The organism is Mycobacterium decipiens, assembly GCF_963853665.1.
GTDB classification, from domain to species: Bacteria; Actinomycetota; Actinomycetes; order Mycobacteriales; family Mycobacteriaceae; genus Mycobacterium; species Mycobacterium decipiens.
Window position 1 is genome coordinate 515,078 of record NZ_OY970459.1, and the last position, 15,849, is coordinate 530,926.

Consider the following 15,849-nt stretch of genomic DNA (forward strand, 5'->3'; position numbering starts at 1 on the left):
GAGTCTAGGTGCGGTGGGTGAGGCCGACACGACTGAAATCACGGATTGTGGACAAACATCAGACTGTGGGTAATCGCCGCCACGAGTAGCCTCGCCAAGATGGACTACGCGCCGGTGTACCTCGAGCAGACCCGGGCCTTCGCAGAACTGGTCCGCACCGCCGATCCATCGACGCCGGTGCCGACCTGCCCGGGCTGGAGCCTCGGTCAACTGGTCCGCCACGTCGGGCGCGGGGACCGCTGGGCGGCCCAGATCATCCGCGATCGACTCGACCATTTCCTCGATCCGCGCGGCGTCGAGGGCGGCAAGCCGCCACCGGATCGCGACGAAACGGTCTCCTGGTTGCACGGCGGGGCGCAGCTGGTGGTCGACGCCGTCGAACAGACGGGTGTGGAAACGTCGGTGTGGACATTCCTCGGACCCCGCCCGGCGTATTGGTGGGTCCGGCGCCGGATGCACGAGGTGGCGGTGCACCGAGCCGACGCGGCAATTGCGGTTGGGAGCGACTTCACGCTCGACCCGGATATCGCGGCGGATGGGATCAGCGAATGGCTGGAACGCGTCGTGATCCAGGCCGGCAGCGCCGGCGGCGCGCTGCCGCTCGAAGGCGACAACACCATGCATCTGCACGCCACCGATCCCGGGCTAGGTGCTGCTGGCGAATGGACGATCGGCGTCTCACGGGGTGGGATAACCTGGTCGCACGAGCACGGCAAGGGTACGGTCGCGGCGCGCGGTGGCGCCACGGAGCTGTTATTGGCTATGGTGCGCCGGGTTTCGGTCGCCGACACCGGCATCGAGCTTTTCGGCGACGACACCGTATGGCAAAAGTGGTTGGATCGCACACCTCTTTAAACTGCAGACCATGACCACATCGGAGATCGCCACCGTCCTGGCTTGGCACGACGCCCTCAACACCTCCCACGTCGAGACCCTGGTGGCCCTGTCCAGTGACGACATCGAGATCGGCGACGCGCGCGGAGCCGCACAGGGGCATGCGGCACTGCGCGAGTGGGCCAGCTCGCTCACGACGACGGCCGAGCTTGGTCGGATGTACGTGCACGACGGAGTCGTGGTTGTCGAGCAGAAGATCGGCAGCCCCGACGCTCCCGGCGCGGTCACGAACGCCGCGTCCGCGTTCCGCGTGGTCCACGATCGTGTCACCTCGGTGTTCCGCCATGAAGACCTGGCGTCAGCGTTGGCGGCCACCGATCTCACCGAGGCCGACGTGGTCGAATGAGGTCGACCGAGGTCGACTGAGGCGTGAGGAGCCACCTATGCGCGGGATCATCTTGGCCGGCGGATCGGGCACGCGGCTGTACCCGATCACCATGGGCATCAGCAAGCAGCTGCTGCCGGTGTATGACAAACCGATGATCTACTACCCGCTCACCACGCTGATGATGGCGGGCATCCGCGACATTCTGATGATTACCACCCCGCACGACGCCCCCGGGTTTCACCGACTCATCGGCGACGGTACGCAATTCGGCGTGAACATCAGTTATGCAACCCAGGATCAACCCGACGGACTGGCGCAGGCATTCGTGATCGGCGCCAACCACATTGGCACCGACTCGGTGGCATTGGTGTTGGGGGACAACATCTTCTACGGCCCAGGTTTGGGGACTAGCCTGAAACGTTTCCAATCCATCAGCGGCGGGGCTATTTTCGCGTACTGGGTGGCTAACCCGTCGTCCTACGGTGTCGTTGAGTTCAGCGCCGACGGAGTGGCGCTGTCGCTTGAGGAGAAACCCGCCACCCCGAAGTCGCATTACGCCGTACCGGGCCTGTATTTCTATGACAACGACGTCGTCGAGATCGCCAGGGGCTTAACGAAATCGGCGCGCGGTGAATATGAGATCACCGAGGTCAACCAGGTCTACCTCAACCAGGGTCGGCTGGCGGTCGAGGTGCTCGCCCGCGGGACGGCATGGCTGGACACCGGGACCTTCGACTCGTTGCTGGACGCCGCCGATTTCGTCCGCACGCTGGAACGCCGGCAGGGCCTGAAGGTGAGCATTCCCGAGGAAGTGGCGTGGCGGATGGGCTGGATCGGCGACGAGGAGTTGACTCGGCGCGCCCACTCGCTGGTTAAGTCCGGATACGGCAGCTACTTGCTGGAGCTATTGGAACGGAACTGATTTCGACGGGCTTCGGCTGCTGGGTCTATCGAGCGTCCTCCGCGCGGCTACGGCAGCAACCCCGTCAACCCGTCCTGGCCGAGCAGCTGCCCGCCGGCGCCGCCCTTTCCGCCCTTGCCAGGGGGCACGCCGATGCCAGCGTTGCCGCCGTTGCCGCCGTTGCCAGTCTGCCCGGCGTTGCCGCCCGTACCGCCACCGCCGCCGGCCCCGCCGACTCTGCCGCCGTCGCCGCCGACGCCGCCGTTACCGCCGTTGCCGATCAGTCCGGCCGCGCCGCCCGCCCCGCCGTTACCGCCGTTGCCGATCAGCGGGCGCCCCAACAGCGCCCGGGTGGATGCGTCAGCAAATCGAGTGCATTCTGCAACTGCGAGGCGGCGGCCGCCTCAGCACTGGTGTACGAGACCGCACCAAAGTTCAGGGACTGCACGAACTCGGCATGAAACGCCGCCGCCTGCGCGCTGAGCGACTGATACCCCTGGGCGTACTCGGAGAACAGCGCCGCGATCGCTGCCGACACCTCATCGGCGCCCGCCGCCAGCACCGCAGTCGTCCGAGCCGCCGCGGCCGCGTTGGCCACACTTAGCGCCGACCCGATACCGGCCAAATCTGAAGCCGCCGCTGACAGCGCCTCCGGCGCCGCGGTCACAAACGACATGTGACACCTCCGAATGGGTCATGAACCCCTGGGCCGCAGAGTCCGGGGTAGGCCATGCGGGAATGGTCGCCGCTACACCTTGTGCGTCACATGAGGCAACAGCCTCAAATCGCCGAGTCCGACGCTGGCGGCGGCTACTGCCGGTAGCTGACCAGGAAGTTGCCCAGCCGCTCGATCGCGGCCGCGAGGTCACGGGACCACGGCAGGGTCACCAGACGAAGATGATCCGGTGCCGGCCAATTGAATCCGGTGCCCTGAGTAACCAGGATCTTCTCGGACAGCAGTAGGTCGAGCACGAGCTGTTCGTCGTCGGCGATGTCGTGAACCTCGGGGTCCAGCCGGGGAAACGCGTACAGCGCACCCTGCGGCTTGGTGCACGAAACACCGGGAATTTCGTTGAGTTTGGTCCACGCGACGTCGCGCTGCTCGAGCAGCCGGCCGCCGGGAAGCACCAGGTCCTCGATGCTCTGGTGGCCGCCGAGGGCGACCTGAATCGCGTGCTGTGCCGGGACATTTGGGCACAGCCGCATGTTGGCCAGCAGGCCGATCCCTTCGAGGAAGCTGCTGGCGTGGTCCTTGGGTCCGGTAATCGCCAGCCAGCCGGACCGGTACCCGGCCACCCGGTAGGCCTTCGACAAGCCGTTGAAGGTCAGGCACAACAGATCGGGCGCAACGGTCGCGACGCTGATGTGCTTGGCGTCGTCGTACAGGACCTTGTCGTAGATCTCGTCGGCCAGCAGCAGCAGTTGATGCTTGCGCGCCAAATCCGCCATCTGGGTAAGGACTTCGCGGGTGTACACCGCGCCGGTTGGATTGTTCGGGTTGATCACCACCAGCGCCTTGGTGCGCTCGGTGATCTTCGATTCCAGGTCGGCGACATCCGGCTGCCAGCCCTGGGTTTCGTCGCACAGGTAGTGCACGGGTGTGCCGCCCGCCAGCGAGGTCGATGCCGTCCACAGCGGGTAGTCGGGCGCCGGAATCAACACCTGATCACCGTTGTCCAGCAGGGCCTGCAGCGTCATCGTGATCAGCTCGGAGACCCCGTTGCCCAGATAGACGTCGTCGACATCGAATCGCGGGAAGCCGTCGACGAGTTCGTAGCGGGTGACTACCGCACGCCGGGCCGGCAGGATGCCCTGCGAGTCGGAGTACCCCTGCGCGTGGGGCAGGGCCTGGATCATGTCGCGCATGATCACGTCGGGCGCCTCGAAGCCGAACGGTGCCGGATTGCCGATGTTGAGCTTGAGGATGCGATGCCCTTCGGCTTCCAACCGGGCGGCGTGCTGGTGCACCGGCCCACGGATTTCGTACAGGACGTCCTGCAGTTTTGACGACTGCGCGAAGGTGCGCTGCCGCTGATGGGTAGGGGTGTGCCAGGGCAGCTGGTGTGTAGTCACGTCAACTATGGTGCCATCGCTGTCCACTGAAATTTGCTGACAGGTGTCAACCCAGGGTCAGCGCTTTCCCGGTGGACGGGCGCCGCGCGCAATGCCCAGCCCCTTAACCGGCGCGGCAGGCGGAGCTGTGGCCCCGTCGACTTTCGCCGAAGGCTCCGGTTCCGGCTTGGTTTCCGTCTTTGCTTCGGGTTCCGGCTCGGCGGGTGCGGTCGCCGCGGCAGCCTCCGCTTTCGCAGTGCTCTTCTTGGCTCCCGGGCGCTTGGCGCCCGCGGCAATACCGAGCCCTTTGACCGGTGCGGCGGGTGCGGCGGGGGTCTGTGCTGGCGGCGCCGCCGGGGCCGCCTGGGCTTGGGGTGCGGCGGCTTGCTTTTTGGCGCCGGGTCGCTTGGCGCCGGCGGCCATGCCCAGACCCTTGACGGGTGCGGCGGGTGTTGGAGCCTCGGCCGTCTTGGCCGCCTCTGCGGCTGGAGCCGCCGCCTTCTTGGCGCCGGGTCGCTTGGCCCCGGCGGCCATGCCCAGCCCTTTCGCGGGTGCGGCCGGCGCGGCGGGTGCGGGCGCTTGGGGTGCCTCGGTGAGGGTCTGCGCCGGTGCTTCGGCGGGCACGCTCGGCGCGGCGGCCTTGGGAGCGGCCTTCGGGGCGCGCGCCTGAGCCTGTTTCGCAGCGGTACCCTTCGTCGGCAGCTTCGCCTTGTCGTGGTCGAGCGATCCGAGCAGCAGCTGGGCCACATCGAGCACCTCGACCCCGGTGCGACCGCTTTCTTCCTGCCGGTCGTTGACACCGTCGGTGACCATCACCCGGCAGAATGGGCACGCGGTGGCCACGGCGGCGGCGTTGGTGGCTAGTGCCTCGTCGACGCGTTCATGGTTGATCCGCTTCCCGATGTGCTCTTCCATCCACATGCGCGCGCCGCCCGCGCCGCAGCAGAAGCTGCGGTCGGCGTGGCGTGGCATTTCGGTGAGGTTGGCTCCGGCGGCCCCGATCAGCTCACGCGGCGCCTCGTAGACCTTGTTGTGGCGGCCCAGGTAGCACGGGTCGTGGTAGGTGATGTCCTGAGAAACGGGGGTGACGGGGACTAGCTTCTTTTCGCGCACCAGGCGATTGAGCAGCTGGGTGTGGTGCAAGACGGCGTAGTTGCTCCCGAGCTGCCGGTACTCCTTGCCGATGGTGTTGAAGCAGTGTGGGCAGGTGACCACGATCTTTCGGTCGACGGCCTGAACACCCTCGAACAGCCCGTCCAACGTCTCAACGGCTTGGGCGGCCAATTGCTGGAACAGGAACTCGTTGCCCGACCGGCGCGCCGAGTCGCCGTTGCAGGTCTCCCCGGTACCCAGCACCAGGAACTTCACCCCGGCGACGGCGAGCAGTTCGGCGACGGCCTTGGTGGTCTTCTTCGCCTTGTCGTCATAGGCGCCGGCGCAGCCCACCCAGAACAAGTATTCGAAGCCGTCGAAGCTCTCCACGTCCTCGCCGTAGACGGGAACGTCGAAGTCGACCTCGTCGATCCAGTTGGTCCGGTCCGATGCGTTCTGCCCCCACGGGTTGCCCTTGTTTTCCAGGTTTTTGAACAGCACGGACAGCTCGGAGGGGAACTCCGACTCCATCATCACCTGGTAGCGGCGCATATCCACGATGTGATCGACATGCTCGATATCCACCGGGCACTGCTCTACGCAGGCCCCGCACGTGACGCATGACCACAGCACGTCGGGGTCGATCACCCCGCCTTGTTCCGCGGTTCCAACAAGTGGACGGGCCGCCTGCTCGGGCCCGTGTCCGGGTACCCGGCCGAATCCCGACTCCGGCACATGGTGGCCCTCTTCGTGGGGCGTCTCGAGGTCGAGGCCCTCGAGCGGTTCCGCGCTCTTCTCACCCAGGAGATAGGGCGCTTTGGCCATCCAGTGGTCGCGCAGATCCATGATGACGAGCTTTGGTGACAGGGGTTTGCCGGTGTTCCAAGCGGGGCATTGGGACTGGCAGCGTCCGCACTCGGTGCACGTGGCGAAGTCGAGCATCGCCTTCCAGGTGAAGTCCTCGATCTTGCCGCGGCCGAAAACGGCGTCTTCGCTGGGATTCTCGAAATCGATCGGCTTGCCGTCGGACTCCATCGGCAGCAGTGGTCCCAACCCGTCGGGCAACCGCTTGAACGTGACGTTGATGGGCGCCAGGAAGATGTGCAGGTGCTTGGAATGCAGCACGATCAACAGGAAGGCGAGCATGACGCCGATGTGCAGCATCAGCGCGACGGTCTCGATGATTTCGTTGGCGTTGTGGCCCAACGGATGTAGCAGTACGCCCATGGCGTGGGAGAAAAATGCACCCTTGCCGTAGGGGAACTCGTCGCCGAGCGCATTCGCCGACGCCCCGCGGAAGATGGCGTACGTCCAGATGACGTTGAAGATCATGAACAGGATCAGCCACGCACCGCCGGTGTGTGATCCGTAGAAGCGCGACTGGCGCCCGTATTCTTTCGGCTCGCTGCGCATCCGGATGATCGCGAACGTGACGATGCCGGTCAGCACGGCCAGCGCGAAGAAGTCCTGCAGGAAGCCCAACCCGTCCCAGCGGCCGATGATCGGGAGGTGGAAGTTCGGCTGGAACAACACACCGTAGGCCTCCATATAGACCGTGAGCAGGATGAAGAAGCCCCACATGGTGAAGAAGTGCGCCAAACCCGGTAATGACCACTTCAGCAGCCGGCGTTGTCCGAACACCTCGGCGATCTGGGTCCAGATGCGGCTGCCCAGCTGGTCGGTGCGCCCGCTGGCCGGCTGGCCGGACATCGTCAGCTTGTACAGCCAAAAGACTCGCCGCAGAGCGAACGCGGCGACGACCGCGGTCATGCCCAGGCCTAGGACCAGCCTGATGAGCGTCTGCGTGGTCACGGAAGGTCACCTCGATGCTTAGTTACTCCGGCGTCATCGCGCCGTACCCTACTCAACCTGCATCCTGACATCCATGCGGCTTTCGCCGCGAGAAAGGCTGTCCTAACCTACCCGTAATCAAGGCCTCTCACCTGCGGCTCAGCTCTGCGGTGACAGCATGGCCCGCAGCATCGACAACATCTCCGACCGTGAGCCGGCGCCGAGCCGGTGGCGGATCCGGGCGACGTGATGCTCGACCGTCTTCGCCGAGATGAACAGTTGGGCGCCGATGTCGCGATAGCGCATGCCCAACAGGAGCAGCTCGGCGACTTCGCGTTCGCGATCGGACAGCGGCGAGCCCGCCGGTGGTTGGTGCGGTGCCGGCGGGGTACCGGAAGCCGGTTCCGTGTCGCCGGCCTGCGCACCGAGGGGTTCGCCAAAACCGGTGCCCAGCTTGAGATCCCGGGCCAACTGCAGCATGGCGCCGGACACTCGGGCGTCGGGTGTTTGCAAGGCGGCCTGACCCGCCAGTCGGGTCGCGTCCGATGTCAGCCCGAGCTGTGACAGCGACCGCGCCGCCGCGGTGACCTCGTCGGCGTCGACCTGGTCGGCAAGGACCCGCAGCCAGGTTCGACCGGCACCCGACAGAGCCTGCGCAAGGGTGCTATGGGCGGCGGCCGCGCCGAGGGCCTGTCCGTGCGGTGCCACCGATTCCGGCGAATTGGCAAGGATTCCGGCATGTATCCCGGCCCAATGCAGTGAGATTGACCACAGGGCGGGGTTGCCCAGCGAATCCAGCAGGGTGAGCGCCTGATCCAGGGTGTGTTGTAGCTGGTCCACCTGGCGCACCCGGGCGGCCGCGATCCACAGTTCGCCCAGCGGCAGCAGCGCGAACAGATCGAGTGAGTACTCGGCGAGCACTTCCATCGCCGCGTACCAATGCTTTTGCAGTGCACCGATGTCGCCGGTGCGACGCGCGATCGCGGTTTGCAGTGCCGCGGCCCACAACGCGTCACGCCGGTGCAGATCCGCACCGGAGCCGGCCGCCGCGACGTCCGCGCTGGCCGATGGCAGTTGGCCGTCGTGCATTTTGATCCAGCCGGACAGCAGCAGGTGGCGACGCTGGAACAGCGCGTCGCCGCCGGCGCGCACCGCGCGCCCGATCACACTGCGGGCGCGGACCGGGTCACCGCCATGTATCGCGGCCAAGGCAACCAGCGCGGCCGGGCTATCCGGCATGACTTCGACGATCGATTGTTCGGTCGCGATGGCTTGGCCGAGTTTCGCCATCGCGACCGGGTACGGCTGATCCATGGTCAGCAGCAGCCCCTCGGCGAGGCTCCGTGCGGCTCGTGCTGCCATCGTCGGCGGGCCGGCATCCTTGAGCCGCAGGGCGACGCGTGCCGTCGCCAGGTCGCCGTTGGCGGCGAACACCATGGCGGCGGCCGAGCCCACCATCGCGTCCGGGTGCGGGCCCAGCCAACCGAACAATTCGGCTGCCTGACCCGTGTTGCCGTCGTGGGTCGCGACGCTGGCCGCGATCCGCACCGCCGCGGCGCGTTCGGCGGAATCGGGGGAGCTAAGCAGATCGTCGGCCAGTGTTGCGGCGGCCGGACAATCGCCGGCGCGGGCGAGCGCGTCGGCCAGGCGGAACGCCAATCCTTTGGCGCCGGCGTGGACGGCCGCGCGGTACAGGCGTGCGGCGCGGTCGGAAGCCCCGCTCGTGTCCGCGGCGTACCGGGTGAGGATGCCCGCCAGCCGTTCGTCGCGTAGCCCGTGTTCGGCCAGCCGCAGCGCTAGTTCCGGCGACACCGTCGAGAGGTCGAGTTGTGAACGCAAGAGTGAGGTCTCGACCTCGTGGTGATGCGCATTGCCGACGATCTGGGTGACCGCATCATGCACCGACTGCAGAAACGCCGGGGTGTGGGACGGCTCGATGAGTCCGCTGGCGCGCGCACGATCGACCAGCCTGCGGGCGTCCGTTGCCGAAATTTCAAGTGCCGCCGCTACATCGGTGGCCCCTAACGCCTGGGTCAGCGACATCATGAGCAGGGTGTCCAGGGTGGGTTCGTCGAGTCGTCGCAGCCGCTCGATGAGGGCGAACATCGCCGCCTGCGCCGGGGCCTGCGCACCGGCGGAAACCGCATGAACCAGAAACGGCAGTCCCGCGGTGCAATCCCGTAGCTGCTCGGCGACCGGAAGCGGACCCAGCGATATTCGTGGCCGGTCCCGTTCGATGGCCATCGTCAGGGCCCGTAGCGCCCGGTGTTGCTCGTGGGCTTCCGCGGCCGCCACCACCGTCGTGCGCGGGTCGGCCACCCGCTCGGTGAGCTGGAGCAATTCGGTGTCGGTGAGCAACTGGGCATTGTCGATGACGAGCGCTGCCTCGGGCGGATCGTCGTCTCGTGGCGGGCGCGTCATCACGGTGAGTCCCGAGCGGCGCAGCGTGTCGCGGGCTGCGGCGAGGACGGTGGTCTTGCCCGATCCGATACCCCCGGTGATCAGGACCTTGACCGGTATCGTCGCGGCGTTCGCGAGGTCCCCGATAGCGCGGCGCGCCGCCGGCGGGACCTCGGTGGGGGACTCGGTCACGGATGCTTCGTATGCCTGGCCGCGGTCGGCGTGACCAGTGAGTCGCTCATGTCGCATCCCCTGCGCTAATGGTCGGCGGCGGTTTCCCTACCATAGCCGTTCCCGCCCCCATAGCCCCACATTTCCCCTAATGCGGCGACCCCCTAAGGGCGCCGCGGCGCGGGCGGGTTTCGCACCGAACGCGGACGTGGCGGCGACCGATAGCATCGTGCTAACGCGGGGCTAACGGGGGTGTGGCAAGGAGGCGGGTGGTGGCAAACTCATTGCTCGACTTTGTCATCTCGCTGGTGCGCGACCCTGAGGCTGCCGCACGCTACGCCGCGAACCCCGCGCAGTCGATCGCCGATGCCCACCTTACCGATGTGACCAGCGCCGATGTAAACAATCTGATTCCGGTGGTGTCGGACTCGCTGTCGATGTCTAGTCCGGTCGGCGGTGCCGCCGGGGCGCAGGTCGCCGACCATGGCAACGTTTGGACAAGCGGTGCGGCGGCGGCTGCGCTCGATGCGTTCGCACCGCACCCCCCCGCGGGTGTCGGGCACCAGCACGGTGCGGTAGGCAGCGTGATCAACCAGCCGGCGCCGACCGGACCCGGCGATACGCCCACCGATCCGCGTCTCTTCCGAACCGATCCGCATGAGCCGTCGGTGCTGCTCAGGGGTGTGGAGGGGCTTGACCCGACCTTCGATCAGGGCGGATTGCCGGCGGATCATCCGGGCGTATGGGACCACCAGGTGGTTCATCCGCAGACCGTCCAGCCCGATCGCCCCGACTACGACATCCACGGGTGATTCCCGCCCGGCATTAGGGTGCCCCAATTTCCCCCTAATCCCCTAATGGTGCGGCCCCCTCGATCCCGATAGGTACTTTGCTGGCTTGCGGATCAGACCCCGATTTCGGGGTGGGTCGGAATCCATAGCGTTGATGGCACAGCGCCGGTCCGTTCGGCGAACAGCTTTCTTCGATTGAAGGGAAATGAAGATGACCTCGCTTATCGACTACATCCTGAGCCTGTTCCGCAATGAAGACGCGGCGCGGTCGTTCCTGGCGGCTCCCGGACAGGCCATGACCAGTGCCGGGCTGATCGACATCGCACCGCACCAAATCTCGTCGGTGGCGGCCAGTGTGGTGCCGGGTCTGAATCTTGGTGTCGGCGACCCGATTGGTGGATTGCAGCAGGCCGTCGCCGCTCGGCATGGCTTTGCGCAGGCTGCTGAACCGGGCGTGGTGTCCACCGTTGTTGCCCAGGACGCCGCCAACGTCGGTTTCGCCGGTGACGCGGGCGCGGGGGTGGCAAGCGTCGTCGCGACCGATGTCGGTGCCGGCCTGGCTTTCGCCGCGCCAACCGGTGGTTTCGGCGGTCAGGTCGGGTTGGGCGCTCAGGCTGGTCTGGGCGTTGGCGCTGGTTTTGAGGCTGGGATCGGTGCTCAGGTTGGCGCTGGATTGGGTCTTGGGATCGGTGCTCAGGTCGGTCTGGGCTTTAGTGCCGCCATTGAGGCCGAGGTCGGTGCTCAGGTTGGTGTGGGATTCGGTATTGGTGGCCAGGCCGCAATCGGCGGTCAGGTAGGCGCCGGCTTAGGTCTTGGTGTCGGCGGCGGACTTGGCGGCGGAGCTGGCCTTGGTCTGGGTGGCCAGACCGGCGGTGTGATCGGCGGAAGTACCGTCGGGGCAATCGGTGGCAGTGCCGGAGTCGGCGGCCGCCTAGTCGGCAATAGCCAGATCGGAGTTGGCGGTCAAGGTGCCGTTGGTGCTGGTGCTGGTGCTGGCGTTGGCGTTGGCGGCCAGGCTGGTGCTGGGCTCGCCGGGCAGGCGGGCATCGCTGGCCAGGCTGGGCTCGCCGCCGGTGGTTCGGCGGGTATGGCTAGCCAAGCGGGGCTCGGCATTGGCGGCCAGACAGCTCTCGCCGGTCAGGCCGGTGTCTCAGCCGGTGGTGGGCTCGCCGGTGTCGGCAATGTCAGCGGCCTGACCGGTGTCGGCGGCAACGTAGCAGGTAACGCAGCATTGGGCTCAAGCGCAAGCGGCCAGGCGGGTTTGATCGTCAGTGAAGGCGCCGCGTTGAACGGTGCTGCTACTCCGCACGTGTCGGGCCCATTGGCGGGTGTCGGTGTGGGTGGCCAGGCCGGTGCCGCTGGCGGCGCCGGGCTGGGCTTCGGAGCGGTCGGCCACCCGGCTCCTCAGCCGGCGGCCCTCGGCGGGGTTGGCGTGGCGGCCAACACCGAGGCGGCCGCCGGTGTGGCCGGTGGCGCAACCGCGGCCGGGGCTGGCGGCGCATCGGCAGGCGGCGGGGCGCACGGGGACATCCTGGGCCGCGAGGGTGCCGCGCTGGGCGGCGCCGGCACGGTCAACGGCGGTGTCACTCCCGTCGAGCATGGCCTGGTCCTGCCCAGTGGACCGGTCCTGCCCAGTGGGCCGGTCTTGCCCAATGGCCCTGTGATCCAGGGTGGCGGTGGTGCCGGGGCCGGCGGCGAGGTGACGTCTCCGTCCGGCGGCCCGGTCATCCAGACTTCGGGCGGCATCGGCGGCCATGGCGGCCTGAACTCATCGGTGATCGATGCGCCGGCACCGCAAGTCCCGGCGCCGGCCCATCCGGTCACGCCTCCGGCCGAGCCCGTGCCGGTGGCTGCGCCACCGCAGCCAGCACCGGTCGAGCCGCCGCAGCAGGTGCCCCAGCCGACGCTGTTCGAGCCGCCGATGGTGCACACGCCGCCGGCCCCCATCGAACCGCCGTCGTACGGCCCGTTCGGGGCATACGGGTTCTGATTTTCGCGGGCCATCTTCACGAACCGGCGGGGACGTTCATGGTCCCCGCCGGTTTGTGCGCTTACCGTGATCTCAGCGCAAGCGAGCGAGAAAGTGGGGCAGCACGGTGACCCAGCCCGATGACCCACGTCGGGTCAACGTGATCGTCGAATTGATCGGTCACACCCTCGCGATCGCCGAACGCAACGAACGCAGTGATCTGGTGGGGCGGTTGACTCGGGCCCGTGAGCGGATCACCGACCCCCAGATCCGTGTGGTGATCGCCGGACAGCTCAAACAGGGCAAGAGTCAACTGCTCAACTCGCTGCTCAACTTGCCGGTCGCACGAGTGGGGGACGACGAAGCCACGGTGCTGGTCACCGTCGTGAGCTACAGCGCGCGGCCGTCGGCTCGGATCGTGCTGGCCGCGGGGTCCAACGGCGAAATCACGGCCGTTGACATCCCGGTCGACGACCTCAACACCGACCTGCGCCGGGCCCCGCAGGCCGGCGGCCGCGAAGTGCGCAGGGTCGAGGTCGGCGCGCCCAGCCCGCTGCTGCAGGGCGGACTGGCGTTCGTCGATACCCCGGGTGTGGGCGGCCATGGGCAGCCCCACCTGTCGGCAACGCTGGGACTGCTACCCGATGCCGACGCCGTTCTGATGGTCAGCGACACCAGCCAGGAGTTCACCGAGCCCGAGCTGTGGTTCGTGCGGCAGGCGTACCAGATCTGTCCGGTGGGCGTGGTTGTGGCCACCAAAACGGACCTATATCCGCGCTGGCGGGAGATCGTCAACGCCAATGCCGCGCACCTGCAGCGGGCCCGGGTGCCGATGCCGATCATCGGGGTCTCGTCGCTGCTACGCAGCCACGCGGTCGCGCTCAACGACAAAGAACTCAACGAAGAGTCCAACTTTCCGGCGATCGTCAAGTTTCTCAGCGAGCAGGTGCTTTCCCGCGCGACGGACCGGGTGCGTGCCGGAGTGCTCAACGAAATACGTTCGGCAACTCAGCAATTGGCGGTCTCCCTGGGTTCGGAACTATCGGTGGTCAACGACCCGGAACTGCGGGACCGACTCGCCGAAGAGCTGCGGCGGCGCAAACAGGAAGCCCAGGATGCGGTGCAACAGACCGCGCTGTGGCAGCAGGTGCTCAACGACGGGTTTAACGACCTGAGTGCTGACGTGGATCACGACCTACGCGCCCGCTTCCGAGCCGTCACCGAAGACGCCGAGCGGCAGATCGACTCCGGTGACCCGACTCAGCATTGGGCCGAGATCGGCAACGATGTGGAGAATGCGATCGCCACCGCCGTCGGCGACAACTTCGTGTGGGCGTATCAGCGTGCCGAAGCGCTGGCCGACGACGTCGCCCGCTCCTTCGCCGATGCGGGGTTGGACTCGGTCATGTCTCCCGAGCTGAGCGCACGCGTCATGGGCGCCGGCTTCGACCGGCTCAAGTCGCTGGCCCGGATGGAATCGAAGCCGCTGCGCAGGGGGCAGAAGATGATCATCGGCATGCGGGGTTCCTACGGCGGGGTAGTCATGATCGGCATGTTGTCGTCGGTAGTCGGGTTGGGCCTGTTCAACCCGTTGTCGGTGGGTGCCGGGCTGATCCTTGGCCGCATGGCATATAAGGAGGACAAGCAGATCCGGTTGATGCGGGTGCGCGGCGAGGCCAAGACCAACGTGCGGCGCTTTGTCGACGACGTTTCGTTCGTCGTCGGCAAGGAATCACGGGACCGGCTCAAGTTGATCCAGCGCGCGCTGCGGGACCACTACCGCGAGATCGCCGAGGAGATCACCCGGTCGCTCAACGAGTCACTGCAGTCGACCGTCGCGGCGGCGCAGGTGGCGGAGGCCGAGCGGGACAACCGAATCCGGGAACTTCAGCGCCAGTTGGACATCCTGAGCCAGGTCAACGACAACCTGGACAAGTTGACGCCAAGCGCGACACCACGGGCGACGCTGGGACGAGCGTGAGCACCAGCGACCGGGTCCGCGCGATTCTGGACGGAACCATCCAGGCCTACCGGGGGGAGCCGGCCTACCGTCAGCGCGCGGACGTCTTTTACGAGCTGGACCGCATCGGTGCGCGCCTGGCCGAACCGCTCCGCATCGCACTGGCCGGCACCCTCAAGGCCGGAAAATCCACCCTGGTCAACGCCCTGGTTGGTGACGACATCGCGCCGACCGATGCCACCGAGGCCACCCGGATCGTGACCTGGTTCCGGCACGGTCCGACGCCGCGGGTCACCGCCAATCACCGCGGCGGGCGGCGCACCAACGTGCCGATCACCCGCCGGGGCGGGCTGAGTTTCGACTTGCGCAGGATCGACCCCGCGGAGGTGGTCGACCTGGATGTCGAGTGGCCCGCCGAGGAACTCATCGCCGCCACCATCATCGATACACCGGGAACGTCGTCGTTGGCACGGGATGCCTCCGAGCGCACGTTGCGACTGTTGATACCCGCCGACGGGGTGCCACGGGTGGATGCGGTCGTGTTCCTGTTGCGCACCCTCAACGCCGCTGATATCGCGCTGCTCAAACAGATTGGCGGGCTGGTGGGCGGGTCGGCGGGAGCGCTGGGCATCATCGGGGTGGCGTCCCGCGCGGACGAGATCGGCGCCGGCCGCATCGACGCGATGCTCTCGGCCAAGGACGTGGCCAAGCGGTTCACCCGGGAAATGAATCAGACGGGCATCTGTCAGGCGGTGGTGCCGGTATCCGGACTTCTTGCGCTGACCGCGCGCACGCTGCGCCAGGCCGAGTTCGTCGCGTTGCGCAAGCTGGCCGGCACCGACAGCACCGAACTCAACCGGGCCCTGCTGAGCGTGGACCGGTTTGTGCGCCCGGACAGTTCGTTACCGGTGGACGCGGGCACCCGCGCCCAATTGCTCGAGCGGTTCGGCATGTTCGGCATCCGGATCTCGATCGCCGTGCTGGCGGCCGGCGTGACCGATTCGACCGGGCTGGCCGCCGAACTGCTGGAGCGCAGCGGGCTGGTGGCGCTGCGCAATGTGATAGACCAGCAGTTCGCCCAGCGCTCCGACATGCTCAAGGCGCATACCGCGTTGGTGTCGCTGCGCCGGTTCGTGCAGACCCATCCGGTCCTGGCGACCCCGTACGTCATCGCCGACATCGACCCGTTGCTTGCCGACACCCACGCGTTTGAGGAACTTCGAGTGCTAAGTCTTTTGCCCTCGCGGGCAACGACATTGAGCGACGACGAAATCGCGTCGCTGCGCCGCGTCATCGGAGGCTCGGGCACCAGTCTCGCCGCTCGGCTGGGTGTGGATCCCGCGCACTCTGATGACGGCCCACGCGCCGCGTTCGCCGCGGCGCAACGCTGGCGCCGCCGCGCCGAGCATCCGCTCAATGATCCGTTCACCGCCAGGGCATGTCGTGCGGCGGTGCGCAGCGCCGAGGCGATGGTGGCGGAGCTCTCCGCTCGCCGCTAGT

The 15,849-nt window shown here is 67.2% G+C and carries 10 protein-coding genes and 1 pseudogene; 7 read left to right on the forward strand and 4 right to left on the reverse strand.

Annotated features, from left to right (window positions below):
- The first annotated feature begins 99 nt into the window (after positions 1–99).
- Genes AADZ55_RS02355 through rfbA form a run of 3 tightly spaced genes read left to right on the forward strand, consistent with a single transcriptional unit; the run spans position 100 to position 2,144 of the window.
- Positions 100–855 (forward strand): maleylpyruvate isomerase family mycothiol-dependent enzyme, encoded by a 756-nt coding sequence (locus AADZ55_RS02355; protein ID WP_085326881.1) that lies wholly within the window; start codon positions 100–102, stop codon positions 853–855.
- Between the two features lie 10 nt (positions 856–865).
- Positions 866–1,240, forward strand: a complete 375-nt coding sequence (locus tag AADZ55_RS02360) for a nuclear transport factor 2 family protein (protein ID WP_085326882.1) — start codon at positions 866–868, stop codon at positions 1,238–1,240.
- Positions 1,241–1,277: 37 nt separating this feature from the next.
- Complete coding sequence (gene rfbA, locus AADZ55_RS02365; RefSeq protein WP_085326883.1) at positions 1,278–2,144, forward strand: glucose-1-phosphate thymidylyltransferase RfbA; 867 nt, start codon at positions 1,278–1,280, stop codon at positions 2,142–2,144.
- 59 nt (positions 2,145–2,203) lie between these two features.
- Here the strand turns inward: rfbA and AADZ55_RS02370 are convergent.
- From AADZ55_RS02370 to iniR, 4 genes and pseudogenes are all read right to left on the reverse strand, one after another.
- Positions 2,204–2,799, reverse strand: a pseudogene (locus AADZ55_RS02370) (PE family protein); the annotation flags it as partial.
- A 134-nt stretch (positions 2,800–2,933) separates the two neighbouring features.
- Positions 2,934–4,223 carry a pyridoxal phosphate-dependent aminotransferase gene (locus tag AADZ55_RS02375; protein WP_085326884.1) on the reverse strand — a complete coding sequence of 430 codons (1,290 nt, stop codon included), beginning with the start codon at positions 4,221–4,223 and terminating at the stop codon, positions 2,934–2,936.
- Positions 4,224–4,253: 30 nt separating this feature from the next.
- Complete coding sequence (locus AADZ55_RS02380) at positions 4,254–7,079, reverse strand: heterodisulfide reductase-related iron-sulfur binding cluster (protein WP_085326885.1); 2,826 nt, start codon at positions 7,077–7,079, stop codon at positions 4,254–4,256.
- A 138-nt stretch (positions 7,080–7,217) separates the two neighbouring features.
- A complete protein-coding gene (gene iniR / locus AADZ55_RS02385) occupies positions 7,218–9,707 on the reverse strand; it encodes an isoniazid response ATPase/transcriptional regulator IniR (RefSeq protein WP_085326886.1) in 2,490 nt (829 codons plus the stop codon).
- Between the two features lie 194 nt (positions 9,708–9,901).
- On the opposite strand from iniR, the gene AADZ55_RS02390 reads away from it, so the two are divergent.
- The 4 genes from AADZ55_RS02390 (at position 9,902) to iniC (ending at position 15,848) form a co-directional block, all read left to right on the forward strand.
- Complete coding sequence (locus tag AADZ55_RS02390; protein WP_085326897.1) at positions 9,902–10,441, forward strand: Rv0340 family IniB-related protein; 540 nt, start codon at positions 9,902–9,904, stop codon at positions 10,439–10,441.
- 190 nt (positions 10,442–10,631) lie between these two features.
- Positions 10,632–12,410: an IniB N-terminal domain-containing protein gene (locus AADZ55_RS02395; protein ID WP_119185071.1), complete on the forward strand. Its 1,779-nt coding sequence runs from the start codon at positions 10,632–10,634 to the stop codon at positions 12,408–12,410.
- A gap of 106 nt (positions 12,411–12,516) precedes the next feature.
- On the forward strand, positions 12,517–14,370 hold the full coding sequence (gene iniA / locus AADZ55_RS02400; RefSeq protein ID WP_085326888.1) for an isoniazid-induced dynamin-like GTPase IniA: 1,854 nt from the start codon (positions 12,517–12,519) through the stop codon (positions 14,368–14,370).
- The gene (iniC, locus tag AADZ55_RS02405; protein WP_085326889.1) at positions 14,367–15,848 is read left to right on the forward strand and encodes an isoniazid-induced dynamin-like GTPase IniC; all 1,482 of its coding nucleotides are present in this window, start codon (positions 14,367–14,369) and stop codon (positions 15,846–15,848) included. Before iniA ends, iniC begins: the two co-directional genes overlap by 4 nt.
- Position 15,849: the final 1 nt, after the last annotated feature.